The 25835-nt window shown below is 69.3% G+C and carries 23 protein-coding genes; 12 read left to right on the forward strand and 11 right to left on the reverse strand.

The window, feature by feature from the left end:
• Window positions 1-71 precede the first annotated feature (71 nt).
• Together ACFFR3_RS04400 and ACFFR3_RS04405 are read right to left on the reverse strand one after the other, a co-directional pair.
• Window positions 72-680: a DUF5941 domain-containing protein gene (locus ACFFR3_RS04400; RefSeq protein WP_364365203.1), complete on the reverse strand. Its 609-nt coding sequence runs from the start codon at window positions 678-680 to the stop codon at window positions 72-74.
• 11 nt (window positions 681-691) lie between these two features.
• Entirely contained in the window at window positions 692-2110 is a 1419-nt protein-coding gene (locus ACFFR3_RS04405) for a CDP-alcohol phosphatidyltransferase family protein (RefSeq protein WP_364365200.1), read from the reverse strand.
• Between the two features lie 111 nt (window positions 2111-2221).
• Here ACFFR3_RS04405 and ACFFR3_RS04410 point away from each other — a divergent pair, with 111 nt between their 5' ends.
• Window positions 2222-3505, forward strand: a complete 1284-nt coding sequence (locus ACFFR3_RS04410; protein WP_345396468.1) for an SDR family oxidoreductase — start codon at window positions 2222-2224, stop codon at window positions 3503-3505.
• Window positions 3506-3531: 26 nt separating this feature from the next.
• Window positions 3532-5268 (forward strand): CDP-glycerol glycerophosphotransferase family protein, encoded by a 1737-nt coding sequence (locus ACFFR3_RS04415; RefSeq protein ID WP_379482628.1) that lies wholly within the window; start codon window positions 3532-3534, stop codon window positions 5266-5268.
• A gap of 326 nt (window positions 5269-5594) precedes the next feature.
• Here ACFFR3_RS04415 and ACFFR3_RS04420 read toward each other — a convergent pair whose 3' ends face one another.
• Window positions 5595-6611, reverse strand: coding sequence for a glycosyltransferase family 2 protein (locus ACFFR3_RS04420; RefSeq protein ID WP_379482629.1), 1017 nt, complete (start codon window positions 6609-6611; stop codon window positions 5595-5597).
• An 82-nt stretch (window positions 6612-6693) separates the two neighbouring features.
• Here ACFFR3_RS04420 and ACFFR3_RS04425 point away from each other — a divergent pair, with 82 nt between their 5' ends.
• The 5 genes from ACFFR3_RS04425 to ACFFR3_RS04445 all read left to right on the forward strand — a co-directional run bounded on the left by ACFFR3_RS04425 (window position 6694) and on the right by ACFFR3_RS04445 (window position 10427).
• Entirely contained in the window at window positions 6694-8133 is a 1440-nt protein-coding gene (locus ACFFR3_RS04425) for an LCP family protein (protein ID WP_379482630.1), read from the forward strand.
• A 34-nt stretch (window positions 8134-8167) separates the two neighbouring features.
• On the forward strand, window positions 8168-8515 hold the full coding sequence (locus tag ACFFR3_RS04430) for an STAS domain-containing protein (RefSeq protein WP_364365186.1): 348 nt from the start codon (window positions 8168-8170) through the stop codon (window positions 8513-8515).
• Window positions 8516-8529: 14 nt separating this feature from the next.
• Complete coding sequence (locus tag ACFFR3_RS04435; RefSeq protein ID WP_379482631.1) at window positions 8530-8775, forward strand: hypothetical protein; 246 nt, start codon at window positions 8530-8532, stop codon at window positions 8773-8775.
• Window positions 8772-9608 (forward strand): LLM class flavin-dependent oxidoreductase, encoded by an 837-nt coding sequence (locus ACFFR3_RS04440; RefSeq protein WP_345396453.1) that lies wholly within the window; start codon window positions 8772-8774, stop codon window positions 9606-9608. The genes ACFFR3_RS04435 and ACFFR3_RS04440 overlap by 4 nt, the downstream gene beginning before the upstream one ends.
• A gap of 90 nt (window positions 9609-9698) precedes the next feature.
• Window positions 9699-10427, forward strand: coding sequence for a DUF4097 family beta strand repeat-containing protein (locus ACFFR3_RS04445; protein ID WP_345396450.1), 729 nt, complete (start codon window positions 9699-9701; stop codon window positions 10425-10427).
• A 169-nt stretch (window positions 10428-10596) separates the two neighbouring features.
• Here ACFFR3_RS04445 and ACFFR3_RS04450 read toward each other — a convergent pair whose 3' ends face one another.
• The 3 genes from ACFFR3_RS04450 to ACFFR3_RS04460 all read right to left on the reverse strand — a co-directional run bounded on the left by ACFFR3_RS04450 (window position 10597) and on the right by ACFFR3_RS04460 (window position 13687).
• Window positions 10597-11418, reverse strand: coding sequence for a hypothetical protein (locus ACFFR3_RS04450; RefSeq protein ID WP_364365168.1), 822 nt, complete (start codon window positions 11416-11418; stop codon window positions 10597-10599).
• Window positions 11419-11498: 80 nt separating this feature from the next.
• Window positions 11499-12629, reverse strand: coding sequence for a hypothetical protein (locus ACFFR3_RS04455; protein WP_364365165.1), 1131 nt, complete (start codon window positions 12627-12629; stop codon window positions 11499-11501).
• Between the two features lie 251 nt (window positions 12630-12880).
• Entirely contained in the window at window positions 12881-13687 is an 807-nt protein-coding gene (locus tag ACFFR3_RS04460; protein WP_345396441.1) for a helix-turn-helix domain-containing protein, read from the reverse strand.
• Window positions 13688-13796: 109 nt separating this feature from the next.
• On the opposite strand from ACFFR3_RS04460, the gene ACFFR3_RS04465 reads away from it, so the two are divergent.
• Window positions 13797-14615 (forward strand): hypothetical protein, encoded by an 819-nt coding sequence (locus tag ACFFR3_RS04465; RefSeq protein WP_345409545.1) that lies wholly within the window; start codon window positions 13797-13799, stop codon window positions 14613-14615.
• A 54-nt stretch (window positions 14616-14669) separates the two neighbouring features.
• Here the strand turns inward: ACFFR3_RS04465 and ACFFR3_RS04470 are convergent, their stop codons facing one another.
• Complete coding sequence (locus ACFFR3_RS04470; RefSeq protein ID WP_364365159.1) at window positions 14670-15161, reverse strand: VOC family protein; 492 nt, start codon at window positions 15159-15161, stop codon at window positions 14670-14672.
• Between the two features lie 10 nt (window positions 15162-15171).
• Window positions 15172-15651 (reverse strand): hypothetical protein, encoded by a 480-nt coding sequence (locus ACFFR3_RS04475; RefSeq protein WP_364365156.1) that lies wholly within the window; start codon window positions 15649-15651, stop codon window positions 15172-15174.
• Between the two features lie 231 nt (window positions 15652-15882).
• Between ACFFR3_RS04475 and ACFFR3_RS04480 the strand changes: the two genes are divergently transcribed.
• Complete coding sequence (locus ACFFR3_RS04480; RefSeq protein WP_364365153.1) at window positions 15883-17301, forward strand: ABC transporter permease family protein; 1419 nt, start codon at window positions 15883-15885, stop codon at window positions 17299-17301.
• 220 nt (window positions 17302-17521) lie between these two features.
• Here the strand turns inward: ACFFR3_RS04480 and ACFFR3_RS04485 are convergent, their stop codons facing one another.
• Window positions 17522-17977, reverse strand: coding sequence for a hypothetical protein (locus ACFFR3_RS04485; RefSeq protein ID WP_379482632.1), 456 nt, complete (start codon window positions 17975-17977; stop codon window positions 17522-17524).
• Between the two features lie 316 nt (window positions 17978-18293).
• Between ACFFR3_RS04485 and ACFFR3_RS04490 the strand changes: the two genes are divergently transcribed.
• Window positions 18294-19487 carry a M20 metallopeptidase family protein gene (locus ACFFR3_RS04490; RefSeq protein WP_364365147.1) on the forward strand — a complete coding sequence of 398 codons (1194 nt, stop codon included), beginning with the start codon at window positions 18294-18296 and terminating at the stop codon, window positions 19485-19487.
• Here ACFFR3_RS04490 and ACFFR3_RS04495 read toward each other — a convergent pair.
• Window positions 19444-21363 (reverse strand): class I SAM-dependent methyltransferase, encoded by a 1920-nt coding sequence (locus tag ACFFR3_RS04495; RefSeq protein ID WP_364365144.1) that lies wholly within the window; start codon window positions 21361-21363, stop codon window positions 19444-19446. The two genes, ACFFR3_RS04490 and ACFFR3_RS04495, sit on opposite strands and share 44 nt — an antisense overlap.
• A gap of 533 nt (window positions 21364-21896) precedes the next feature.
• Between ACFFR3_RS04495 and ACFFR3_RS04500 the strand changes: the two genes are divergently transcribed.
• Window positions 21897-23009: a HEAT repeat domain-containing protein gene (locus ACFFR3_RS04500; RefSeq protein WP_379482633.1), complete on the forward strand. Its 1113-nt coding sequence runs from the start codon at window positions 21897-21899 to the stop codon at window positions 23007-23009.
• A 217-nt stretch (window positions 23010-23226) separates the two neighbouring features.
• Here ACFFR3_RS04500 and ACFFR3_RS04505 read toward each other — a convergent pair whose 3' ends face one another.
• Entirely contained in the window at window positions 23227-24390 is a 1164-nt protein-coding gene (locus ACFFR3_RS04505) for an acyl-CoA dehydrogenase family protein (protein WP_345396417.1), read from the reverse strand.
• A 125-nt stretch (window positions 24391-24515) separates the two neighbouring features.
• Here ACFFR3_RS04505 and ACFFR3_RS04510 point away from each other — a divergent pair, with 125 nt between their 5' ends.
• Entirely contained in the window at window positions 24516-25829 is a 1314-nt protein-coding gene (locus ACFFR3_RS04510; RefSeq protein WP_379482634.1) for a UDP-glucose dehydrogenase family protein, read from the forward strand.
• The last annotated feature ends 6 nt before the right edge of the window (window positions 25830-25835 follow it).

A 25835-nucleotide genomic window follows, 5' to 3' on the forward strand; every position in this document is an offset into this window, starting at 1 on the left:
ACTCCTCAGTCGGCATGACTTCCGTGGCCCAAAGAGTATTCGTCTTTGGACCCCGTGCGGGTAATCCGGCGTCAGTCTTGCGTTCCCGCCTCGGCGGCCTCGACCCCGGATCGGGGTGCGGCGAGCCAGCACGTGAGGCTCTCCCAGCAGAACAGGCCCCAGAGATAGACCGCGAGCACGACGTAACCGCTGCTCAGCCACCCTGACAGGGCGATCAGCGAGATCGCCATCATCCTGCCGTCCCAGCCGAGCCCGAGGGTGGCCAGCCACGGCGGCGGATAGACGCGCTGACGCAGCCTGTAGACCAGATCGTAATGATGGAAGGCGAGCGCGCCGAGCAGCACGAAGATCAGCACGGGGTGCACGCCGTTGGCGAAGCCGCAGGCGGCGATGAAGGTGTACTCGATGAGCCGCAGGATCGGCGGCACGAGCCAGTCGAACCTGCCGTCGTGCGGGTGCGTGCTGCCTGGGCCCGCCAGCAGCAGCGTCACGGCGGGCGCGAACACGGCCAGCCCGTCGGCCCCCGCCACGCCGATGACCAGCAGCACGCCCGTCACGAACGTGCCGGCGAGCACCGGCGGCAGCGGCGGCAGCTGGCCGGCCACGAGCAGGCCCATGGCGCGCGAGAGCGGCCCGTCGTCGCGGTAGGCGACGACGGTGCTGTTGGGTACGGGGGTCATCTGCACCGATATCACCTGGCCGACCTCGCGATCCTTCCGGCGAGCTGGTAGAGGGCGGCCACGCCGCCCCAGCTGAGCAGCGCCAGGAACGTCACGCGGGCGTTCCAGAACGCGGCGGTGACGGCGATCAGCGCCATGCGCTCGCCGATCGGCAGCACGATCATCTTCTTCAGCCAGCGGGCGATCGTGTCGCGTTCGAGCCGGTGGGCGAGCTTGAGCACCCCGCCCGGCGCGCGGCGCACGTCCTGGGTCTCCAGCAGGCTGCGGGTGGGCCGGCCCCAGGACGCGCCGACGCGGGCGCCGTCCTCGACCGCCCCCGCGTACGTGGCGTCGATGCCGTGCCTGACCACCTGGAGGACCATGGCGGCCACGGCGAGGTACCAGATGCCGGGGTCGGCGGAGCCGGCCGCCAGGCCGACGTAGACGGCGTACTCCTTGAACCGGTCGGACATGCCGTCGGCCCACGCGCCGAGCGGCGAGAAGCCGCGGGTGTAGCGGGCGAGCTGCCCGTCGAGGCAGTCGAGCGCGAACGACAGGTAGAGCAGCGCCGCGCCCAGCACGAGCGCGCCGCGGGTGCCGCCCGAGAACCACACGGCGGCCAGCACCGCGAGCCCGGCCGAGATGCCGGTGACGGTGTTGGGCGTGAGCTTGAGCCGTACGGCGGGCTTGATGAGGTGGCGGGTCCAGGTGGAGACGAAGAAGGTGGCGAAGAAGCCGTCGTCGGCCTTGACCGAGGTGTCGAGCCTGACCTTGGCCTCGTCGACCTCGGCCAGCCGGCGTACGGCGGCGTCGGCGGCGTTCTGGCCGGTGACCCGGTCGGCGTGCAGCGAGCCGATCGCCGCCGCCCGCACGCCCACCCCCGACCTGACGAGCCCGACGAGCAGCAGGTCGACCGCCTCCACCGGGGTGACGGGGCCGAGCCTGCCCTCCTCCGCCAGCTCCGCCAGCTCCTCGGCGACGTCGGCGAGCGTGCCGAGGTCGGCCTCGCCGGCCTGCAGCACGCCGCGGAAGGTCGCGTTGGACTCGGGCACGAGGTGGAACGAGCTGCCCGCGGCCACGACCTTGCCGCCCTCGACGCGGACGGGCGGGCGCATCGGGGCGGCGGTCGCGTCGTGCGAGATAAGCGCGGCGGTGCAGCGCGCGGGATGTTCGAGGAGCAGCGCGAGCGCCTCGGTGTGGGCCACCAGGTCGGCGGGCAGCACGGCCACCGCGCCCGTGGTGGTGCGGACGATCTTGGCGATGCCGCGCAGGTCGGCCGCGAGGCCGCCGCCCGCGCTCATCACCTGCACCTCGCGGACGGGCAGGGTGGCGAGCTGGTCGTTGAGCCGGTCGAGCAGGGTGCCGTCGCCGCTGAGAAGCCTGCCGGCGGGCGTCGTGGCGAGCAGCACGACCGACGTGGCCGTGCTTTCGCGGGTCAATGAGTCGGGCAAAGCGCAGGTCTCCTCCCGGTCGGGGTGGAGTGCGTGGACTGGGGGGTGCGTAGACACAGCGTAGCGACAGGTCAACGCGATATCACGGACCGGCACCGTTACGCTGCCCGTATGAATTCACGGCTGCGATCGGTCGGAGTGCTCCTCGCGGGCGGTGTCGGACAGCGGGTCGGGGCGGCCACGCCCAAGCAGCTCATCGAGGTGGCGGGGCGGACGATCATCGAGCACTCGCTGGCCGCGTTCGAGCGCGCGCCGGAGATCGACGAGGTCGTGGTGCTGATGACGCCCGGATACGCCGACCGGGTGCGGGAGATCGTGGCGGCCGGCGGCTACCGCAAGGTGAGCAAGGTCGTGGACGGCGGGTCGAGCCGTACGGAGAGCACGTGGCGGGCCCTGCAGGCGATCGGCGCGCAGGAATGCAACGTGTTGCTGCACGACGCCGTACGCCCGCTTCTGGAGCCCCGGATCATCACGGACTGTGTCCGCGCGCTGGAGACCCACGAGGCCGTCAACGTGGCGATCCCGAGCTCCGACACGATCTTCACGGCCGTGCCTGAGGACGGCGGCGAGGTGATCGGCGAGGTGCTCGACCGGTCGCGGCTGCGGCGCAGCCAGACCCCGCAGTGCTTCCGCCTGTCGGTGATCAGGCGGGCCTACGAGCTGGCGATGGCCGATCCCGGCTTCGCCGGCGGCACCGACGACTGCGGCGTGGTGCTGCGCTACCTTCCCGAGGTGCCGATCCACTTGGTGCCGGGCAGCGAGCGCAACATCAAGGTCACCCATCCCGCCGACCTGCACATCGCCGAGCTGCTCTTCGAGCTGCCCGCGCCGGTGCCGCGCGGCGGCGACGACGCCTTGGCCGGGCAGGTCGTGGTCGTGGTGGGCGAGGCGCTGCCGGTGCCGTCGAAGGGGGCCGACGTCCGCGTGCTGAGCAGGGCCGATGGGGTGCGGGTCGAGGACTACGACTCCGTGGCCAAGGCGTTCGGCGACGTGGGCCCCGCCGATCACGTGGTGGTCGCGGCGGGGCCCGGCCATCGGGGCGAGCTGGCGCGGGCGGGCGGCGAGACCGTCGCCGACGCGGTCGCCGCCCTCCACCTGGGCGCGCTCAACGTGGCCCGCGCCGCCCGGCCCCACCTACGGCCCCACCTGCGGCCCCACCTGCGGCGCAGCCTGCTGTTCCAGGTGCCGCCCGGTTCGGGCGCGCTGCACGCCTCCGGCGCTGCGGCGGTGGCCGCGCTGACCCGGGCGCTGGCCCTCGAATGGGCCTCTGACGGCATCCGGGTCAACTGCGTCAATACCGGTGCCTCTCCGCTCCTGGTCGCTCAGACCTCGCTGGACATTCTCATCTCCGACCTATCAGGGCAAGTCATAGACGTGCGCGTTGACGGCGCTTGACCCGCACCTTGTTACCGTGCGTTCGCATGAGGAGACTCATCGTGAGCGCGGCACTGCTCGGCTGCTACCCCGTCCTGCTGGTCGCGGCCCTGTGGCCGGCGCCGATGCTGTTCGGGGCGGCAGCTCTGGCGTCCTACGCCGTCGAGTACGCCGCGCCGCGCGCCGCCCGCCCCCTCACCGAGGCGCTGGCCAAGGTGCACCTCGGCATCACGCTGCGCTTCGCGGTCCGCGAGACCCTGGCGCTGCTGCTGGTCGCGCGGACGACGGGCGCCGACTCGCCGTGGTTCGTGGCGCTGGCGGCCGGGATGCTCGCCGTGCACGGCGTCCGCGCCCTGCACACCGGCCTCGCCCTGCGGCTGCGGCAGATGCTCAGCAGGATGCCGGTTACCACCCGCAACCTCGACGTCTCCGCGCTGCGCATCCCCAAGCTGCCGCCAGGGCCGCTGCGCGACGGCCGCAGCGTGGTCTTCCTCTACCTCGACGCATTGCCCGTGCTCGGCGCCGTCCAGGGGGCCGCGCCCGCCACGCTCGGAGCCGCCCTCGCGCTCGCGGCCGGGCTCGCCGGGGCGCTCGCGCTCATCCCGTACGTCCGCCGCGCCGCGCCCCTCACCGACCGCGCCCGCGTCCTGGAGGTCGTCGGCGAGCAGATCGAGCGGTACGCCCCCGAGGTCATCCTGTACTTCTCCGGCGCCACCGCCGCCGCCTACCAGGCCAGGATGTGGCTGCCCACCCTCGAACGCATCCGCCGCCGCGCCATCGTCGTCCTGCGCGAGCGCGGCATGGCCGCCCACCTGGAGGGCACCAGCCTGCCGATGGTGTGCATCCCGTCGTCGGCCGACCTCATGAGCTTCCGCGCCCTGGCCGGCGCCAAGCTCTGCCTGTACGTCTCCAACGTCGGCAGGAACGTCCACATGCTGCGCATCCCCACCCTGCGCAGCGCCTTCCTCAACCACGGCGACAGCGACAAGGAGGCGTCGTTCAACCCGTTCTCGCGGGTCTACGACGAGGTGTGGGTGGCCGGGCCCGCCGGGCGCGACCGCTACCGGCGGGCCAAGGTGGGCGTCAGGGACGAGAGCATCCACGAGGTCGGCAGGCCGCAGCTGGAGGGCATATCGACGAAGGGGCCAGGGCTGCCGTACCGGACCGTCCTCTACGCGCCCACCTGGGAGGGCTGGAACGACGACCTGTTCCACACCTCGCTCGTCACCATGGGGCCGCGCATCGTGCGGGCGCTGCTCGACCACCAGCCGCCGCTGCGCGTCATCTACAAGCCGCACCCGCTCACCGGGCAGCGCGACAAGGCCGCGACCCGGGCGCACCGCAAGATCGTCGCCATGATCGAGGCCGCGGAGCTGGCCGCGTCGAAGGCCCGCCACCCCTCCCGCGCCGCCGCCGAGGAACCCCGCATCCGCCATCTCATCGTCACCGGCCCCGAGCCGCACCTGTACGACTGCTTCAACGAGTGCGACCTGCTGATCAGCGACATCTCCAGCGTGGTGGCCGACTTCCTGGCCAGCGAGAAGCCCTACGCCGTCACCAACGTCGCCGGCCTCCCGGAGTCCGCCTTCCACGAGCGCTACCCGAGCACGGAGGCGGGCATGCTGATCGACGCCGACCTGTCGGGCCTGACGGAGTTCCTGGACGGCGAGGACACCCTGGCCAGGGCCCGCGTCAAGCTCCGCAGCTACTTGTTCGGCCCGGAGTACCCAGACGCCCTGACCCGCTTCGACGCCGCCATAGAACGCCACTTCACCGACTCTTAACCACCCCCCGCACAAAACAGGTCCTTCGGGCTGTGGGGGTGGGCAACACCATCCTCCGCCGCACCACGCAGCAAGTGTGGGGGTGGCCAAGGCCATCATCCGCCGCGCCACGCAGCAAGTGTGGAGGTGAGCAAGACCATCATCCGCCGTACCACGCAGGAAGTGTGGGGGTGGGCAAGGCGCCATCCTCCGCCGTACCACGTGGGTTCTTTGAGGTGTGGGGCTCTTGTGGACGCGTCGCCGTCCCGTTGCGGGGGCGCGCCGTACCCCTCTTCTCTCTAAAAGGACCCCGCCGGAGTGCGGCGGGGTCCTTGGCGTACGGGGGGTCAGCGAAGGGGGCGGGAGAGTTTCTTCGGGCTGGTCAGGAAGCCCCAGCCCCAGGAGCAGTGCATGGTGGCGTACACCAGCGGCAACCGGAGCCGGGCGCTCATCGGGAGGCCGCCGCCGGTGAGGACGGAGCCGGCGACGATGGCGAGCAGGTAGCCGCCGGGGATGATCAGCCCGAGGGGGAAGATCGGCGAGACGACCAGCCCGAGCAGCATCGCCAGCACGGCGGCCGGCGGCGCGAGGTAGCGCAGGTTGATCGTGCCCTCGTGGGTGCGGGCCACCACCCGGCGCCACCGCCCGTAGTGGAAGTACTGCTTGGCGAGCGCCTTGACGTTGGGCCGCGGCCGGTAGGTGACCCGCATGCGGGGCTGGAACCACACGAGCCCGCCGGTCTGGCGGATGCGGTGGTTCATCTCCCAGTCCTGGGCCCGCTGGAAGTGCTCGTCGTAGCCGCCCACCCGGTCGAGCGCCGAGCGGCGGAAGACGCCGAGGTAGACGGTGTCGGCAGGGCCGGAGGTGCCGCCCACGTGGAAGGCCGCCGCGCCGACCCCGATCTTCGAGGTCATGGCGCAGGCGACGGCCTGTTCGAAGGGTGTGATGCCCTCGGCGGCCATGATGCCGCCCACGTTGTCGGCGCCGGTCTCGGCCAGCGTCTCGACGGCGACGCGCAGGTAGTCGGAGGGCAGCATGGCGTGCCCGTCGACTCTGGCGACGATGCCGTTGCGTGAGGCGCCGATGGCCGCGTTGAGGGCGTTGGGCGTACGTCCTGTCGGATTGGGCACGACCGTCACCCGCCGGTCGGCCGCCGCGATGGCGTCGGCGACCTCTTGGGTGCGGTCTTGTGACGGCCCCACGGCGAGGACGACCTCGATCTCGCCGGGGTAGTCCTGGGCGAGCACCATATCGACGGCCTCGCGGAGGTGCCGCTCCTCGTTGAGGACCGGCATGATGACGGAGATGGGGGGCCAGCCGCGCGTCTCCGCGGGCGCGTGCGGCGAGTCGGGGAACTGCTTCATGGCGGGGCTCACGCTACTGTACGACCGAGGCAGGAGGGCAATCCAACGCCCGATACTCCGGCGTGAGCAAGAGGGGGACGGGATGGGCGACCCGGGCGAGGAGGACGGCGGTGTGCTCGTGGGCGGCGACGCCTACGGCGGCGTCAAGCTCTCACCCGCACGCACCCGAAAGCCGCGCAGGAGCGCCAAGGCCCGCCGCCGCAACGTCATACTCGCTGGTTTCCTGTCCTCCTGCGTGCTGGTGACGACGGGCGTGGTGTGGGCGACGCCGCGCCAGATCGGCACGGTCGACGCCGGGGTGACGGCGCGTTCGTCGAGCGGCGCCGAGAACATCCTGCTGGTCGGCGTCGACAAGCGCGACGACCTCACCCGCCAGCAGCAGAACCGGCTCAAGCTGGGCCGCGAGGCCGGTCAGCGCACCGACACCATGATGGTCATCCACCTGTCGGAGGACCACAAGAAGGTGACGGTGGTGAGCCTGCCGCGCGACACGTGGCTGACGATCCCCGGCAAGGGCGACCACAAGATCAACTCGGCGTACCAGTTCGGCGGGCCGAAGCTGGCCAAGCAGACCGTCGAGGCGGCGACCGGGCTCGAGATCAACCGCTACATCGAGGTCAACATCCTGGGCTTCATCGACGTCGTCGACTCGCTGGGCGGGGTCACGGTGTGCACGCCGGTGCCGATCGACGACACCAAGATCGCTCTCAACCTCCCGGCCGGCACCCACCAGCTCAACGGCGTGCAGGCGCTCGGCTACGCTCGCACCCGCGCCACCGCCCGCTCCGACCTCGACCGCATCGACCGTCAGCAGCAGGTCATCTCGGCGCTGCTCAACCGGGCGCTCAGCGCCGACACGCTGGCCAACCCGGGCAAGCTGGCCTCGTTCGTCAACTCGACGCTCAGCACGGTGAAAGTCGATCCCGACGACGGGTTGCTGGGCCTGGCCACGCAGTTGCGCGACGTGTCGCTGGGCGACGTGAAGTTCGCCGAGGTGCCGCTGGCCGACGTCGACTTCAAGACGCCCACCGGCGAGTCGGCGGTGCTGTGGGACAAGGCGGCGGCCCGCGAGATGTTCAGGAAGATCGGCGCGGACGAGGACCCGGCCAAGCCGACCGCGTCCACGTCCCCGAAGCCGTCGGCCAAGCCGACGGCGCTCGCGCCCGGCGACGTCACGCTCAAGGTCAAGAACGGCACGCTCATCACCGGCCTGGCGGCGCGGACGAAGGAGGCACTCGTCGCGTACGGGTTCAAGGTGCCCGGCAAGCCCGGCAACACCAGCAAGAAGGACTACAAGCAGACCTTCATCAGGTACGGCGCAGGCATGGAGCAATCGGCGAAACTGGTCGCCACCGCCATTCCAGGCGCCGAGCTGCGCGCGGCCGACATCGACGGCATCGAGCTGATTCTGGGCAGCGACCAGCCGAAAGTCCAGCAACGGAAGTCAACGGCCACCCCAAGTGCCAAGCCGAGCGTTACACCAACCACTAAAACGGCAATGGAGAACATATGTAAGAAATAGGTATAACAATCCGGGTGACGGGCAGGTGAGGCCCATGGTGGTCGATTGCTGGCGAGAGGACCCCTGCACGGTTCTGCACGTCGTGGGCGATCTCGACGTGGCCGGAGCGCCCAGGCTCCGCGCGGAGCTGGAGCAGGCGTTGGCCGCCCCCGGCCCGCCCAATCTGGTGGTCGATCTGACCGAGGTGCCCTTCTGCGATTCCGTGGGGCTCGGGGTGCTCGTGGCGGCGTACAACATGATCCAGAACATGAACGGCCGGATGATCCTCGTCGTCGCGCCGGGAATGATCCGCCATCTGCTGACGATCACCCATCTCGACCGCCATTTCGAGACGAGCGATTCGCTCAACGCGGCACGCGCTGCGCTCGGCAGCGCCGCCTGACTCCACCTTTCCTGGTGAAATCCGCTGGACGCCGGTGCCCCGGTGCCGTCCGCGGCGCGCAGGCGTGCGAGAACATGGCCGGGGGGCGCGGCTACGTCGGCGACCTCCTCGCGCACGGCACCCCTACCCTCGCCGCCGAGGGCCCGCGCCGCATCGTGGCCGCCACCGACGTCGCGAACGTCCCCACTGCCGCCGCGTTCCGCCGTGCTGGATACTCGGAGGTCGGCCGGTTGTTCCGCTATCACTGGAGGACATCGTGAGACTTGGCGTCATGTACGACCGGGACCTTCCGCCCGAGCAGCTCGTCCCGTTCGCGCGGGCGCTCGACGAGACGTCCGTCGACGACCTCTGGGTCGTCGAGGACCTCGGCTGGACCGGCGGCGTCTCGGCTGCGGCCACCGCGCTCGCCGTCACCTCCCGGCTGCGCGTCGGCATCGGCATCACGCCCGCGCCGCTGCGCAACCCGGCGCTGCTGGCCATGGAGCTGGGCAACCTCGCACGGCTGCACCCGGGGCGGCTGGCCGCCGGCATCGGCCACGGGGTGGGCGACTGGATGCGCCAGGTGGGCGCCGCCGTCCCGTCGCCGCTCTCCCTCCTGGAGGAGACGATCACGTCCGTACGCGCCCTGCTGCGCGGCGAGACCGTCACCCTCGCCGGCAAGGAGGTACGTCTTGACGGGGTCTCGCTGGTGCACCCGCCCGTCGTCGTGCCGCCCGTGCTCGCCGGGGTGAAGGGGCCGCGCTCACTGGCGCTGTCGGGGCGGGTGGCCGACGGCACGATCCTGCCCGAGGGCATCGCGCCCGCCGACCTGCCCCCTTACGTCTCGCGGATCGGTGCTTCCTCCGCGCATGAGCTGGTCGTGTTCGCTTACCTGCGGCTCGGCGCCACCACCGCGGGCTCCCAGGCCCTTGTCGAGGGGCAGGCCGGGTTCCTCGGGGTCGAGCCGTCGGAGGTGGCGGTCGCCGAGGGCACGCCCGAACAGGCTGCGGCGCACGTCAAGGAGTTGTGGGCGGCCGGCGCCACCACGGTCGCCGTCCGGCCGCTCGGCCCCGACCCCCTGGGACAGGTGAGGACCCTGCTGTCCGCCCTCTGACCCTCTTTGGCCGAATGGTCGATGCCCGCGGCGGTTCGTTCGACCGGACGGCTGATGGCCCCGGCGTCCCGTTCGGCCAGCATCGAGGGCATGAGGCAGATCGCGGCACTTGCGGCAAGTACGACGCTCCTGGCGGCGGCCACCGTCGGTTGCGGGATCGACCTGGACGCCAAGGACGTCCACACGACCAGGGCATTCCCGCACACGGGCACCGCCCTGACCATCAACGTCTCCGTGGGCGGCGTCCGCGTGCTCCAGGGCACCGGCGACACCGTGAAGGTCGACCGGTGGCTGCGCGGCAAGGCGGCCACCGGCGAATCAGCGTGGTCCCTGCGCGACGGCACCCTGCGGCTCAGCGCCGACTGCACCATGGTGTTCGGCGACTGCGGCGCCCGCTACCACGTCCGGGTGCCGCCCGGCGTCCGGCTCTCGGTCGACGCCCCTGACGGCGTCGTCCTCAACGACCTGGCCCAGGACGTGGACGCCGTCAGCCGCGAGCGCATCCAGGTGACCGGCTCATCCGGCCGCCTTCGCTTGCGGGCCGAGGGCTCGGTGCGGGGCGTCAACCTGAAGTCGCCCGACGTCCGCGTCCGCACCTCCGACGGCGCCATCGACCTCACCTTCGCCACCCGGCCCAAGGACCTCGACCTGCGGTCACAGGACGGGCGGGTGACGGCTCGGGTGCCGTCGGGCGCGTACGCGGTCACCACCGTCAGCCAGGACGGCAGCCGGCGAACGGAGGTCGAGCAGGACCGCAAGAGCGACGCCACCATCGTCGCGCGTAGCGACACGGGCGACGTCCGCATCCTAAAGAAGTAACCGCCGAACGGGGGCGCGGCGCGGGGGCGCCGCACGGCGCGCGAGGTGCGGCGCGGTGCCCGGGGTGCGGAGCGGTGCCGCGACGCACGGCGCGGGGGCGCGGGCGACGCGACATGGCGGGTGCGGGGGGCGGGTTCTCGCCGCCGCCCCGCACCCGATTTATCCGGATTTACTGCCAGATAGCGGCGTACACGCCGTTCTCGGCGTTGACCTGCACCGGGTGCAGGCCCTTCGCCTTGAGTGCGGTGGTGCGGGCCTGGTAGTCGGCGGCGGTCATGTCCACGTAATGGGCCCAGGACTTGACGCCGTCCTTGCGCCACACCGCCGTGTACGTCCCGTCAGGCGCCACCGCGACCCTGACCGGCCGGAACCCCTTGGCCTTCCTGGCCTTGAACTCGGCCGCGTGCTGCTGCTTGTTCTTGCCGTAGGAGTAGTACCACTCGCCCCCTGTGTTGGCGCTCCAGACGGCGGCATAGCGCACGTCACCCGGGGTGCCGTACGCGTCCACGCTGGTCAGCGCCAGCCCGTTGGCCTCCGCATGCTTGTTGTAGGCGGCGAAGACGCTGCCCTTGAGGTTCGACTTGGCGAGGAACGCGCCGCGCTTCTTCTCGAAGACGGCCGCGAACACCGCCGAGCCGGCCGGCCCGGTGGCCGAGACGGACACCGGCTGCCCGCCCTGCTTCATCGCGGCGTCGAACCGCTTCTGGTACCCGGAGGCCGACATGCCCTGCCAGATGCCGTACTGGTCCGGCGAGCCGCCCTTCTCCCAGACCGCGGCGTACCGTTCCCCGTCCGAGACGTTCACCGTGATCGGCCGGTATCCCTGCTTCATCAGCCTGGTCGCCCGCTCGACGCTCTGCTTCGTGGTCAGGCCGTGATAGGCCTCCCAGCCGCCGGCGGCGCTCGCCTGCGCGCTCGCCGGCGCCGTCATCGGTACGGCAGCCCCCGCCACCACGGCCGCGACGATCGCGAGCTTTCCGGTGGTCCGCATAGATCCCCCATGAAGATTTCTTGACCGTTTCCTGCCAGACGGATGACCATAACAGTCATTCCAGACAGACCGCAGCGGGTTCAGCGGACCTGCTCGAACGGGGTCGGCGACTGGCCGGTCCAGCGCCAGAGGCGGGCGGTGCCGGTGTTCTTGGAGACGCCGTCCTCGGTGACCTTGCCGGCCTCGGCCGCGTAGAACAGGCCGCGGCCGAGCGAGATCAGGCCGTACTCGCCGTTGAACTGCCAGCCCCTGACCCCAGAGGCCGGGTCCTGCAGGCCGCCCTTGGCCAGCGTGAGCAGCTTGCCGCGCTCCGGCTGCGGCTGGCCGGCGACGTCGCCGGTCCTCGGGCGGGCGCGGCCGTCCACGATGAAGAAGGGGTAGTTGGGGAACTGCGGCTTGGAGCCCTGGTAGACGGCCAGCATCCAGTCGCCGGTGTGCTCGTCGTACTCCAGGTTCTGCACGCCGTACCTGGTGTTGCCGGTGTAGGCGAAGTACTTGCCGGTCACGCGGTCGGGGCCGCTCTTGTGCGGGGCGCTCTCGGTGAGCGGGCGCTCGTACCTCTTCCACTGGCGGATGTCGTACTGAAGCAGGACCTGGTGGTCGTTGTCCTGGCGGCCGGTGTTGGCGTACACGCCGTACGCGACGGTCAGCCTGCGCGGCCCGCCCTTCTTGCCGAACTCGGGGCCGAACGCGACGCCGTCGATGCCGCTGCAGCCGTAGCGGTGGTCGGGCGTGTCGGCCACGTTGCCGTCGAAGACGCCGTCGCCGTTCATGTCGGCGGTGTAGTCGGCCACGACCTCCTTGAGGTAGACCGTGCTGACCACGTCGCTGGTCTGGGCGTCCATGCCGGGGCGCGTGACGCGGTCCACGTCGAAGATCGCGATGTAGAACGACTCCTGCTCCTTGTACTCGAGCGAGCCGTACACGCGGCCGTCCTCCGCGTTGAAGTCGAGATCGCCCAGGTGCCCGGTGAAGCCCTTGACGGAGCCGACGAGGTTGCCCTGGAGGTCGGTCTTGACCAGGACGTTCGTGAAGGAGAAGTACATGTACCCCTTCCGCTCGTCGATCGCCATGCCCTGGACGTGCCCCTCCGTCCAGGCCCCGCCGTAGACCTCCTGCGGGAAGCGCTGCGGGGGTTGGGCGGCCGCGTAGGCGGGGGTGGACACTGCGGTGACGGCGGCGGCGATGGTGAGGGTCAGGACCTTGCGCATGGTGCGGTACTCGCTTCGAGACTCGATGATCAATCCGATTTCCGACGGTATACCGCGTTTGTGAAGTTGTCTGACTGCCACCTGAACGGACGGCGAAGCCCTCGCGAATTGGGCCTGGCACGGCTCGGACCGAGCTCCGTCGTCCAGGCGGGAGGCGGCCCGCCATGCTCTGGCCCCGGTCACCGCCCTGATCGGCCTGCGGGACGCCCCGGGCGTTTCGCGTCGCCCACCCGCGCCCACCTCACCGGCCCCTAGGGCGTGAGGTCGAGCTGCGGGCTCTGCGTTCCCGTCGCGCCGCGGCGCCACTGCGGGGGTTCGCTCCGGCGCGGGCCTGGTTCCACCGCGACCGCCGTGGTGTAGCGCCCGGGCGGCACCTCGTGCGCGAACGGTCCGCACGTACGCGCCTGGTCTCCCCTCAGCGCGCCGAGCTCGCACATACGGAGGGTCTTCGCCAGCGGCGCGCGGGATGCGGCGTTGTGCAACCAGACGTAGGCGACCGCGCCGTCCACCGCGCCGACCGCGCGCAGGTCGAGGGACGCGACGACGTCGCCGTCCGTCAGCGCGACACACGGCTGCATCGAGATCGGCACGCGCGGGGAGGTGTGCGGCGAGCGGCACCGCGTCGGTACGTCCGGCACGGCCTCGCCCGAGCCCCAGAAGAACGCCGCGCCGGCCACGACGAACGCCAGTGCGGTACCGGCGACCTTGTACACGACGCGTGGCCGAGGGGATGCCTCCGCCGCGTCCGGCTCGGTGCGCGCGGGCTCGCCGGTGGGCAGGGCATGCTGCTCGACCTCGTCGTTGATCTCGTGCCAGCGCCGTTCCCACTCGGCGGTGTCCGTCACGCCGCAGGCACGTACGTAATCGAGGGTCGCCGGCAGGCTGGGCAGCCTGAGCCCCTTCGCGGCCTCCGAGAGCCTGCTCGGTGAGCAGCCGGCCCGGGAGCCCATGATCCGGTACGTCGGTTGTCCCGCCGCGACGCGCAACTGGCGTAAGTCGTGCGCGAAGCGTTCGATCAACCCGCCCTCGGGATCGAGTTTCCGTTCTGGCCTGCCCATTCGCCCCGCCTCGTTGATCAGATGACCGATCGGTGGTGATCAATCAAAGCCTGACAAGGATGAGCCGTGCCGAACAAGTCGGCCGTCTGAGGAGGAATGAGTGAAGACGATGTTCGCGGCGGCGGTCGCGGTCGCCCTGGGTTGTTGCGGCGTCGCGGCGCCGGCGCACGCCAGCACGGGGATGGCAGAGGTTGCAGGGGTGGCCTTCCGCGCGTACTCCGGCGCGAGCCCGAGCGCGCACCAGGCCCACTTCGAGAGCCTGCGCAGCCGGGGCTACCGGCCGATCACGGTGAGCGTCTCGGCAGGGCCGAAGTACGCGGCCGTCTGGGTCAAGAGCGGCGGCCCAGCCTGGATCTCCCGGAGCGGCCTGTCGGAAGCGAGCTTCAAGGCGCGGTTCGACGAGTACCTCGCGCAGGGCTATCAGCCGATCTCGGTGTCCGCGACGGGTCCTGCGGGCCGCGCGACGTTCGCCGCGCTGTGGGAGAAGCGCTCAGAACGGTTCTTCTCCCGCATGGGGCTCACCGGCGCCCAGTTCGCCGCCCAGAACCGTAAGGCCCACGCGGACGGGTACGTACCGGTCTCGATTGATATGTACGGCACGCCGTCGGATCCCCGCTACGTCGCGGCCTGGCGGAAGAGCGAAGGAGGCGGCTGGTACTACTCGTACGGAAAGTCGTTCGCCGGCCACAAGAGCTTCTTCACCAAGCGCACCGCCGAGGGCTACCGCCCGACGGCGGTCGCGGTGGGCCCGGGCGGGACCCGGTTCGCCGCGGTCTACCGCAAGGACGGCGTCCGCCCCTGGCACCACTACATCGACACCTCCGCCTCCGCCTACCAGCGCAGGTTCGACAGCCTGGTGGCCCGCGGCCTGCGCCCGGTGCAGGTGAACATCGAGGACGGCGTGTACGCCTCCGTCTGGACCCGCTGACGCCGTGAGCGACCCGGTCGCCGGGGCCCGAACCCTGGCGACCGGCCGCGCGCTCTAGCCCACCAGCTCCACCTCGAACCCGTCCTCGTTCTCCAGGTAGGCCGCATAGTGCTGCTCACCCCCCGCGTACGGATGCCGCTCGGGAAACATCACCACCCACCCATGCGCCACGGCCCCAGCCACCAGCTCATCCACCCGCTCCCGGCTCCCCGCGTGAAACGCCAGGTGATTGAGCCCGGGCCGGAGCCGCTCATGCCGATCGGCCGTCATGGCCGGTGACTGCTCAAGAACCAGGTACGTCTCCCCCAACCGCCAGCTCCGCCCATCAGGCCAGTCCTGGAAGACCGCGTACCCGAGCGCTTCCAGCAACCACCCCCAGCTCCCGACGGCCCGCTTCAGGTCGGGCACCCAGACCTCGATGTGATGCACCATCCCCGCAACCATGCGGGAGACCCTACGCCGCCACACCGACAAGATCGCCGCCCCTGCTTGGGGCGCGATCGGCCCGATCGGCGCGGCGGCGAGGTGCCCGAGGTCCGGAGTCACGCCTTCCCGTTCAGCGCCGCCAGTGCCCGCCCAGACACGTATAGGTGCGCCCGTTCGACGCCACCCCCACCGCTCCAGAACTGCCGCAGAACCCGCCGGGATGCGCTCGGGCGAGCGGCGCCGGCTCACGTACGGGCTGCGGTTTCGGGGTGCGCTTGGGCGGACGGCGTCCCCTGTCGGAATCGCGGTCATCGAGATCACGGCCTTGGGTGACGCCGTCGCCGTCCTTGTCGTCGTCGTACCGGTCGGCGATGCCATCGCGGTCGAGGTCCGGCAGCGGTTTGGGGGTCGGCGTCGACTCGGCCTCCCACATAGGCTCTGAGGGCGTCGGGGAGCTCGTGTACGCGGTGACCGGCGTGGGGCCGAGCACAGCAGCGTGCCTCGGCTCGTCGTCACCCCCGAAGAGAGCGCTGCACCCTGCCATGACGAGGCCCGCGACGATGAGACAACCCCACGTACCTTGCTTACCCGTCTCGGACTTACCGGTCATGGCATCCCCCTCCGCTCCGTGAACACGAACGGTAATTGGGATGCTCCTCTACGCCGTTTGGTTGTCGGTTGGAACGTTCCGTTAGCCCCAGCCCACTCGTCGCATCCTCGATCCCCGGCCAACCCACCCACTGCCTGCGGGATGCGTGGGAGACAGGCCACGGCGAACTTCCGGTGGGGCCTGCCCGCCTGACGCGCCCATTCGTCAAGATCGCCTGCGTAGCATGTGCGCATGGTGGCCCTCTTACTGGTCTTCGGCCTGCCGGTGCTCCTCGCGTTATCCGCGATCAGGTTCGCCGCCCGCTCCGCCCCGGCGCACCGCCCGTACCACCTGTACAAGGAACCCCTGCTCATGGGCGCGATATCCGCGGCGACCGGGCTGGTGATCCTGTCGGGCGCCGCCTGGATGACCCACCACGACGGACACCACGACGACTTCGGCTCAGCGATGACCGAGCTGGTCGGTATGTTCGCCGGCGGCCTGCTGCTGCGAGGCGCGGCTCCCTTCCTCATATGGATCCTCGCGACCCTAGACCGCTGCACCCCCCGCTTCCCACCCGCTCTCCGCCCGGCGACCCGCCAGCTGGGCGGCGGCCTCGCCCGTACGTCGGCGGGCATGGCGGCGGCCATGACTCTCACCGGCATTGCCACAGCCGTGCTGATCGTCGCCCCCGCCGTGGAGTCCCAGGACAGGGCCGACCACCGCCCGCAGGGCCGCCCGGGCGCCACGACCATCAACGTCTCAGCCGGTCAGCAGGCGTCATCCGTACGAGCGGCCATCGAACAGGAGTTACCCGGCGTACCACTCCTGCCCGCCGACACCGACGACCTCTTCTCCTCCGTCATCGATCTCGAGTTCGGGCCCGACACGTACGTCGGCGACGAAACCCTGCTCCACCACCTCACAGGAAACCCGGCCACCCCGTACGACCCCGCCACAGCCGTCCTGGTGTCGTCGGAGGTCAAGGGCGAGATCTCAGCCCTGATCCAGTACGACCTCCCCAGCCCCGGCACCGCTATGGACCTGCGCGTCATCGCCGTACCACCGCCCGAGCCGCGCTGGGAGGTCATGTTCGTACCGGAGGAAGCGGCCCGCGAACGAGGCATCACCCTGACCCCCGACCGCTTCATCATCGACCCCGCCCACCACCGGCTCTCACCCACCGAACAGGAACGCCTTCAAACCCGCCTGGCCGGCCTCGCGACCGTGCACGTCGAGCGCGGCTTCCACCCGACGACCACCTGGACGTACGCCGTCGCCGCCCTCTTCCTGATCGCCACAGCCGCCACGGTATGGGCATCCCGCTCACCCGCCGCGTACCGCATCCTGCGCAGAGGCAGCGCAGGCTCCCCGCGTCTCCTCACGGCCGCCCGCACCCTGACCACATCCCTATGCGCCACCGCACTGGGCGCCGTGACGGGCGCAGTGATCGGCCTGCTCCTGCTCTGGCCCGCAACCACCTCCTCCGCCTGGGACCCACCCCCAAGAGCCCCCTTCAACACCCCCTGGCCGGCCATAACCGCCCTCCTCCTGGCCCTCCCCATACTCACCGCAGCAACCGCGGCCCTGATCCCACCCACCTGGTTCACCAACCCGCGAGACACCCTGCTGAGAAGCCGGCGGCGACGAAGCCCGGCGCCCAGGACGTAACTGGCGGAGGTCCAGGCAGGAGCACACCGCATGTGCCCCGAACCGGCCGCCTCCAGCGCCAGGCCGCCGCCGACGCCCACCTGGACGCCCACGTCGCCGCCCTTCCCCCGGACCCGGCTCACCCCCAGGAAAGCCAGAATCAGGGCCATGACCGTGACTCACGCCCACCGCGCGACTGCTCATGCAGTGGCCGTCTTCCTTCACCCCGACGCCTTGGGCGTCACGGGCACTTCGCGCGCCTCTTGGGGCTGTAGCCGTTGTGGACGACGTACTTGCTTCCCGAGTAGTAGGCGACCTGGCCCTGGAGGCGGTACGTGAAGGTGGTCCCCCGCTTGCAGCCCTTGTACAGCGTCTTCTTGCCGGCCCCGTACCAGGTGGCGCTGGAGATGGTCTGCCAGCCGTACCAGCGCTTGCGCTGAAGCATGATCTTGACCCGCTGGTTGCGGGAGCAGCCGACGGCCCAGCCGGTCGCGGCCACGTGCCCCTTGCGCATCTCGGGACGGTACACCCGCACCTGACGGCAGGCCAGGGCCTCCGAGCCGGTCGCCGCGGCCGTGGTGACGGTGGCGGACGAGGTCTGGGCGCCGGTCTGTACGGAGGCCTGCGCGGGGGCACCCGCGGTCAGAGCCGTGGCGGTCACCGCCGCACCGAGGACCATCGTGTTGAGCGTTCGCATCGCGTTCTCCTTGGTGCTCGTCGTACTGGACACCGCGAAGGTAGCCAGGCCGGTGTTGAGGACCTGTTGAGCGCTTGTTGAGCGAACGACCGCGCGAGAGGCCGGCCAGAAATGTCGGCCCCGCAGTCAATGATCGATGCCGTACGCCCCCACGTTGTACAAGGAGTGCCATGACCGCCACCGATGACTACGGCTGGTGGCTCATCGGCCATGGCGCAGACGGATGGGCGCGTGACCTGGGAGGCCCACCCGACCGGTGCTCAGCGGAGTGGCATCACCCCTGGAAATGGGCCGGGATCCGGCCCATACTCCAGACGTGACGCTGCCGAGGTTGCTCACACTGCTGTCCGATGAAATCCCTTCGGCCATTCTCCTTCGTCATCGTCTCCACAGCACGCCGGAGATCGGCGGTGCCGAATACGAGACCTGCCGGGCGATCAGAGAGCTGCTCCCCGTGCCTTACCGGTCAGCGGCGGGCACCGGCCTGATCGCCAGAGTGGGGCCCTCCGGCATTCCATCCGTCGTGGTCAGGGCCGAACTGGATGCGCTCGAAATAACGGAGGAGACCGACGCCCCTTTCGCCGCCACCAACGGGCACATGCACGCGTGCGGTCACGACGTCCATGCCTCAGCGCTGCTCGCGCTCGTCAGGGCCGCACACCGGATGGGAGACGACCTTCCCGTCCCCCTTGTGGCGGTCTTCCAGCCGTCCGAGGAACGGCAGCCGTCCGGTGCGGTGGCCCTGCTGGAGACCGGCGAACTGACGCCGGAGCAGGCCACGGCCATGGTGGCCGTGCATGTCCATCCTGATTTGCCGTGGGGCTCGATCGGCGCCGAGGCCGGTGCGGTCAATGCCGCGGCCGACGCCGTTCTGATAGAGATCGAGGGCAGGGGCGGCCACGCCGCCTACCCCCACCGGACACGCGACCCAGTGCTGGCGCTGTCCCACCTGGTGGTGGCTGTCCATGGGCTGGTGGGCAGGCACATCGACCCGCTGCATGGAGCGACGATCACGGTCGGCGCGGTGCACGCGGGCTCCGCCGAGAATGTCATCCCGAGCACCGCACAGGCGCGGCTCACCATCCGTGCCATGGACGAAAGTGATCAGGAGGAACTGCGTGCGGCGGTGCGGAAGACCGCGGTCCACGTGGCCGAGGCCTTCGGTTGTACGGCCGAGCTGACGTTCGTCAAATCGGAGCCAGTGCTGGTCAATGATCCGGCGCTGGCTCTTCGAACACAGGAGTTGGCCGCGGGAGCAGGATTCACGGTATCGCCGCCATGGCGCTCCTGCGGCGGGGACGACTTCGCGCATTATGGAGCCCATGCCCCATCGCTCATGGCATTCGTGGGGTTGAACGGCGCACCTGGATTCATCCATGCCGGATTGCATGACAGGCGGTTCCTTCCCCCCGACGCGACCGTCGCAGCCGTGGCCAGAGCCCAGGCACTGTGCTACGTCGCAGCGATCACACCCGCTGCTGGAAGACCAGCAGCCGGAACATCTGTGTAGAGCCCACCTGCTTCTCTCTCGCCTTGTAAAGGTTGTGCGCTTCGGCCGCCGCCTCAAGCCTGGGCACGGAAGCCGCGGTGACCATGTCAGGATTTCCTTCCAAGTAGGCGTCGGCGTATTCCTCCGACAGACCGTTACCGACCATCCAGGACCGCCAAGCCGCCACGGCCGCTTCTCGCCCCTCGTCCGTATCCGGAGCGAAACAGTCGGCGAACACGAGGCTGCCGCCCACGGCCAGTCGGCGGGCACATTCGTGGAAGAAACCGCGGAGTGCCTCGTCGGTAGGGTCGGGGCCGAGCAGGAAGTGCATGACCAACGACCCGAAGATCACATTGTGCTTGACGCCGTCATCGACGTCTTCCCACGCCGTCTTGTTCAGCAGTCGTACGACCCGGCCCAGTTCGTCGCCGACCTTGCGTACGGCCAGTTCGCGCATCTGACTGGCACGGTCGATGGCCCGGTAGCGGTCGACTGGATAGTCCTGTCCGAGTTGATCGAACGGCTCGCACAGCGTGTGGATCCACGGGATGATCGAAGCCGTGAGACTGCCGGTGCCATATCCGATTTCCAGGATCGACACCGGCGTGTCGGATGCCTGGTAGATGCGCAGGATCTCGCTCGCCACCGTGGCCGCGCAATATTGGATGAGCTGGTCATAGGCTGGGATCCAGGCGCGGATGTGCTGGTCGTATCGCTCGAAATAAGCAGGGGAACGCTGCTCGGTGGCCCGGGTCCAGCGTCGGTCCCATCGACCGATCTCCAGTTTTTGCAGCCACTCTCGTTTCAGCATGAAGAAGTCGTGGTCGAGCTCGAACCTGACAGCACGCTGCTTTATCGCGTTGTAGTAGCGTAAGGCGAGGTTGAAGCGATGGCGGTCACGCTCGATATGGAGCATGCGCCGTCCTGTCGGGCCACCGTCACTATGCTGCTTGTAGCCGCCGATGCAGTCGGGGGCGAGCAGCAGCAGGTGCGCGCCGACGGCCAATTCACCGAACGGATGCCGGGCGGTAGGGCCTGCATCGTCGATCGTGGCGACATAGATGTCATAGTCGCTGCTCGTATGACTACTTTTCTGCTGTCGCCACATCGCGATGTGCCGTGACAGCTCTGCTTCGCCGCCGAAGAACAGCTTCCAGTCGATGAGGAAGATCCGCTCGGTCACTCTCGCGCTCATACGTTCGAGATGCTCAAGGTCGTTCAGCCAGAACGTCTCAGTGTTGTCAGTGAGGTCCGCGATCGCCTTGATCGGGCCTTCGTCCCACTGGCGTAGCTCCGCGAAGCAGCGCGAATAGTAGTCGGGGTCGGTCACGATATTCAAAGGACCGAAGTTCCCCACCTCGGAGGCCAGCGCGTCCAGCCAGCCACTACGCAGATAAAGGAGTGGATGATCGGCATCGTGCTGCGTCAGAACCGACTGCATGCGCTCGTGCAACACGCCGAGCCGGCGGCGCAACGCTCGATGTCCGCGACTCAGCCCACCCTGCTCCAGCCGATCGAGCAGCCGCCCGAACTCATCCTCGAACCTGGCGAAGTCCGCTCCTTCGCCGGGGTAGTTGATGTAACGGGGTGCGCCGAAGTCCTCCGGCAGTTCCTTGGTCCCCTCCTGCTTGATGACGACCACAGGGACATCAAGGGCACGGGCGAAGCCCACTTCGAAAGCCAGATTCGGGCGGACAGTGCTTCCCTCAAGAATGAGGATGTCCGATCTTCGAATCTGTTCCTGGACCTCTATCCCGATATTTCGAGGGTGCGGCTGCTCTTTCCAGTCGTAACATTTGTAGCTCCGCGCTTCCAGGGCGGCCTTGACGGCCCTGATCACCTCATCGGTTCCCTTGGTCTCCATCGACCAGGCAAGGAACACCTGCACGGGTTCCATCGAACCTCCACCTTGAACTGCGTCCCCTATGACCCGATTGCCCGGATGGACACCTGGCGAGGATTACGCCCTATCTGCTCCGCACGCCGTTCATAGAACCGGTCGTCGACTCGCTTCTCCTCGGCCCGCACCAGATTAAAAGATCTGCTCGATGGACCGGACAGCGAATGCCATGAAACGGGAGCCTTCCCTCCAACACACTGCAGCTCTTCGTGATGTGCCGCCCACACCGCCACCATATACGTCATCGCCGCCGGTGCCAGCCCGTTGTTCCACAGCGACAGGTTGCCGCACACACCAGGGGCTACTTGAGGAGCTGGCGGGCCATGACCATGCGCTGGATCTGATTGGTGCCCTCGTAGATTTGGATGTTCTCCGATGCTCTCCGTCCAGGGGAACAGCTGGGGCCGATGACGTTCGCGGTGGAGCTAGCCGACGCGCGAAGGAGGGTCTTGGCGGCGATCGTCACGGCCCGAGCCCGAGCATCTTGCAGCGCGACTCCACCCTTTCAGCGTCACCACTATCCTCGCTGCATGATCGACACACGCTCCGTCATTGAGAACACAGACTGGGCTGGACTTCACCATGCGTATGGCGACGCTGCGGACGCACCGGGCGAGCTGCTGGCTCTCTTGAGCGAGGACCCGGCAAGCTGCGGAGCAGCTCTTGCCTTTCTCGATGCGGCTGTGCTGCACCAAGGGACGCTCTACCCTGCCACCGCACCGGCAGCGAGGTTCGTTGCCGGCATCCTCAGTGATCAGCGCACCCTGGTTCTCTGTGAGAGCGACCTGCCTTGGGACGACCGCAACCGGCCGTTACGAGCCGCTCTACTGGAGTGGCTGGGTTCCGTTTTCGAATCAGTCTCCTTCTACGAGGACGACGAGGAAGAGGACGAAGAACTCGAAGAGGATGAGGACCAGGACGCGGACTCTGTCGCCGCGTGCAAGGCGATCCTGCGCGACGTGTACCTTGCCGTTCTCCCCTTGCTCGACTCACCGGACATCGACGTGCGCCAGGCAGCGGTGGGCGCGATGGGGCATCTCATGGTTGCGCCGGAACTCGCCGAGTTCCGACCCGAACAAGCCGAACGAATGGAGCGCCTGACCCATCACTCGTCAGTTTCCGATCGTGCAGCAGCTGCACTGACGTTGGGGAAGTGGGACCTTGCGCCCCGAGCATTTCTGCACGATCCGGACCCGTTCGTACGGGCGGTGGCCGCACTCGCTCCCGCGCTGGACCAAGACCCGGCTGCGCTGGCAGAGATCAGACATGCGCTGACCGATCCCGCCGCTGCCGACGACTGGTTCTCTGAGCACGTTCCGGAGGCGGAGGGAAAGTTCCGATTCGCGCTGATCGCAACGCTCTTGCGCCGTACCAGCGATATCGACGAGATCCTGCCAGAGGCGCTAGCCGTGGCGCGAATAACGAGCGCCTACACGGTCGACAACGACTGGGGTCCGCTGTTGAAGCGCGCCTTCCCCGAGCCGTACGCACCGAGCGCACCACTGACCGCGCCCCAGCAGCAGCTTCTCTCCGCGATCGTGGACAACGACGAGTGCTGGGACAGCATCTCAAACCCGGTCCTCTGGTTCAGAAGAGTCGGCCTCCCCGACAAGCGCGCATCAATACGGGCACTGGTGTCCTAGCCGAAAGGTTGGAGAGCGCTGTTGATTCGTGGCGACAAGCCCCGCCCCTGATCACCTCGTGCGCCGTCGCCCCATCGCGGAGCGGCAGCGGGCCGGTTCCGCTCGGCCCGTGTCTCACGGAACACGCACGGAACAACGACCGTTGGACTTCGGCTCATGACGCGGCGAACCCCAGCTCCACGCCTAGCGATAGCCGGGGTTTCCGCTGCTCAGCGCCCTACTTCAGGAGCTGGCGGGCCATGACCATGCGCTGGATCTGGTTGGTGCCCTCGTAGATCTGGGTGATCTTGGCGTCGCGCATCATGCGTTCCACCGGAAAGTCCTTCGTGTAGCCGTACCCGCCCAGCAGTTGCACAGCGTCCGTGGTGATCTCCATGGCGGCGTCCGAGGCGGCGCACTTCGCCGCGCTCGAGAGGTAGGTGAGGTCCTTCTGGGGCTCGCCGTTCATCGCGCGCTCCGACTTGGCGGCCGCGTGGTACGTGAGCTGCCGGGCCGCCTCGAGCTTCATGCCCATGTCGGCGATCATGAACTGGAGGCCCTGGAAGTCGGCGATCGGCCGGCCGAACTGCTTGCGTTCCTTGACGTAGCCGATCGCGAAGTCCAGTGCGCCCTGGGCGATGCCGAGGGCCTGGGCGGCGATGGTGACGCGGGTGTGGTCGAGGGTGGCGAGGGCGGTTTTGAAGCCGGTGCCGGGCGCGCCGATCATGCGGTCGGCCGGGATGCGGACGTTGTCCAGGATGACCTGGCGGGTGGGCGAGCCCTTGATGCCGAGCTTCTTCTCCTTGGGCCCGAACGAGACACCTTCGTCCGACTTCTCCACGACGAAGGCGGAGATGCCGCGCGCGCCGGCCGACGGGTCGGTGACGGCCATGACGGTGTAGTACTCGGACACGCCGGCGTTGGTGATCCACATCTTGGTGCCGTTGAGCACGTACGCGTCGCCGTCGGCGACGGCCCGCGTCTTCATGGACGCCGCGTCGGAGCCCGCCTCAGGCTCCGACAGCGCGTACGAGAACATCGCCTCCCCGCGCGCCACCGGCGCCAGGTAGCGGGCCTTGAGCTCCTCCGAGGCCGACAGCAGCAGCGGGACGGTGCCGAGCTTGTTGACGGCGGGGATCAGGGACGACGACGCGCAGGCCCTGGCCACCTCCTCGATGACGATCACGGTCGCCAGCGCGTCGGCCCCGGCGCCGCCGTACTGCTCGGGCACGTGCACGGCGTGCAGGTCGGCGGCCACGAGCGCCTTGTAGACGTCCCAGGAGAACTCCTCGGTCTCGTCGATCTCGGCGGCGTGCGGCGCGATCTTCTCGTCGGCCAGGGCCCGCACGGTCTCCCTGAGCATGTCGTGCTCTTCGGCGGGCGCGTAGAGAGGGAAGCTCATGCATCAGATACTAGGACGTCCGACCATCTTGTTACCAGCTAGTACGGTTTGCGGCGAAGTGCAGGTGGCACGTACGAGGTAGCGAGGGCCCGGTAGCATGCCTGCTCAGTCGAAAGGAGCCACTCGTGCCATACCGCCTCACGGTGATCGGGACCGGATACCTCGGAATCACCCATGCGGCGTGCATGGCTGATCTCGGGTTCGACGTCCTGGGCCTCGACGTCGACGCCGACAAGATCCGACGTCTGAACGCCGGCGAGCTCCCCATCCACGAGCCGGGCCTCGAGCCCGTCCTTCGCCGCGGCCTCGAATCCGGGCGGCTGCGCTTCACCACCTCGTACGACGAGGTCGCCGCCTTCGGCGACGTGCACTTCATCTGCGTGGGCACTCCGCAGAAACGCGGCGAGTATGCCGCAGACGTCACCTACATGGACAACGCCATCGAATCCCTCGCCCCGCTCCTCGACCGCGAATGCCTGGTCGTGGGCAAGTCGACGGTCCCCGTCGGCACCGCCGAGCGCGTGGCCGACAAGCTCGCCCGGCTCGCGCCCGCCGGCGGCGAGGCCGAGCTGGCCTGGAACCCCGAGTTCCTGCGCGAGGGCTTCGCCGTCGAGGACACCCTGCACCCCAACCGCATCGTGCTCGGCGTACGCTCCGAACGCGCCGAGAAGATCCTGCGTGAGGTGTACGAGCCGATCGGCGACGTTCCGATCGTGGTGACCGACTTCGCGACGGCCGAGCTGGTCAAGACGGCCGCGAACGCGTTCCTGGCCACCAAGATCTCCTTCATCAACGCCATGGCCGAGGTCTGCGAGGCCGCGCACGCCGACGTCGAGCTGCTGTCCGAGGCGCTGTCGTACGACGACCGCATCGGCGGCCGCTACCTCAACGCCGGGCTCGGCTTCGGCGGCGGCTGCCTGCCCAAGGACATCAGGGCCTTCATGGCGCGGGCCGGCGAGCTGGGGGCCGACCAGGCGCTGACGTTCCTGCGCGAGGTGGACGCGATCAACATGCGCCGCAGGGCCCGCATGGTCGACCTTGCCAGAGAGCTGGCCGGCGGCTCCTTCCACGGCTGCACGGTCGGCGTGCTCGGGGCCGCGTTCAAGCCCAACTCCGACGACATCCGCGACTCCCCCGCGCTCGACGTGGCCGTCACGATCGGCCACCAAGGCGGCGCGGTCACCGTGTACGACCCGATCGCGCTCGACAACGCCCGCAAGGCGCATCCCGAGCTGAACTACGGCGAATCGGCCGTCGAGGCGGTACGCGGGGCACATGTGGTGCTGCTGCTCACGGAGTGGCAGGAGTTCATCCGGCTCGACCCGGAAGAGCTGGGCGCCGTGGTGGCCGCCCGGCGCATCGTGGACGGGCGCAACGCGCTCAACGCCGAGGCGTGGCGCTCGGCCGGCTGGCACTACCGCGCCCTCGGCCGCCCCTGACCCCCA

Source organism: Nonomuraea salmonea (assembly GCF_042428605.1).
Lineage (GTDB): Bacteria > Actinomycetota > Actinomycetes > Streptosporangiales > Streptosporangiaceae > Nonomuraea > Nonomuraea salmonea.

Bases quoted from the DNA above. Each gene is read 5' to 3' on its own strand.
- ACFFR3_RS04400 (WP_364365203.1), bottom strand. From the start codon at position 680: ATGACCCCCGTACCCAACAGCACCGTCGTCGCCTACCGCGACGACGGG.
- ACFFR3_RS04410 (WP_345396468.1), top strand. From the start codon at position 2,222: ATGAATTCACGGCTGCGATCGGTCGGAGTGCTCCTCGCGGGCGGTGTC.
- ACFFR3_RS04415 (WP_379482628.1), top strand. From the start codon at position 3,532: ATGAGGAGACTCATCGTGAGCGCGGCACTGCTCGGCTGCTACCCCGTC.
- ACFFR3_RS04420 (WP_379482629.1), bottom strand. From the start codon at position 6,611: ATGAAGCAGTTCCCCGACTCGCCGCACGCGCCCGCGGAGACGCGCGGC.
- ACFFR3_RS04425 (WP_379482630.1), top strand. From the start codon at position 6,694: ATGGGCGACCCGGGCGAGGAGGACGGCGGTGTGCTCGTGGGCGGCGAC.
- ACFFR3_RS04430 (WP_364365186.1), top strand. From the start codon at position 8,168: ATGGTGGTCGATTGCTGGCGAGAGGACCCCTGCACGGTTCTGCACGTC.
- ACFFR3_RS04445 (WP_345396450.1), top strand. From the start codon at position 9,699: ATGAGGCAGATCGCGGCACTTGCGGCAAGTACGACGCTCCTGGCGGCG.
- ACFFR3_RS04450 (WP_364365168.1), bottom strand. From the start codon at position 11,418: ATGCGGACCACCGGAAAGCTCGCGATCGTCGCGGCCGTGGTGGCGGGG.
- ACFFR3_RS04455 (WP_364365165.1), bottom strand. From the start codon at position 12,629: ATGCGCAAGGTCCTGACCCTCACCATCGCCGCCGCCGTCACCGCAGTG.
- ACFFR3_RS04460 (WP_345396441.1), bottom strand. From the start codon at position 13,687: ATGGGCAGGCCAGAACGGAAACTCGATCCCGAGGGCGGGTTGATCGAA.
- ACFFR3_RS04465 (WP_345409545.1), top strand. From the start codon at position 13,797: ATGTTCGCGGCGGCGGTCGCGGTCGCCCTGGGTTGTTGCGGCGTCGCG.
- ACFFR3_RS04475 (WP_364365156.1), bottom strand. From the start codon at position 15,651: ATGACCGGTAAGTCCGAGACGGGTAAGCAAGGTACGTGGGGTTGTCTC.
- ACFFR3_RS04480 (WP_364365153.1), top strand. From the start codon at position 15,883: ATGGTGGCCCTCTTACTGGTCTTCGGCCTGCCGGTGCTCCTCGCGTTA.
- ACFFR3_RS04485 (WP_379482632.1), bottom strand. From the start codon at position 17,977: ATGCGAACGCTCAACACGATGGTCCTCGGTGCGGCGGTGACCGCCACG.
- ACFFR3_RS04495 (WP_364365144.1), bottom strand. From the start codon at position 21,363: ATGGAACCCGTGCAGGTGTTCCTTGCCTGGTCGATGGAGACCAAGGGA.
- ACFFR3_RS04500 (WP_379482633.1), top strand. From the start codon at position 21,897: ATGATCGACACACGCTCCGTCATTGAGAACACAGACTGGGCTGGACTT.
- ACFFR3_RS04505 (WP_345396417.1), bottom strand. From the start codon at position 24,390: ATGAGCTTCCCTCTCTACGCGCCCGCCGAAGAGCACGACATGCTCAGG.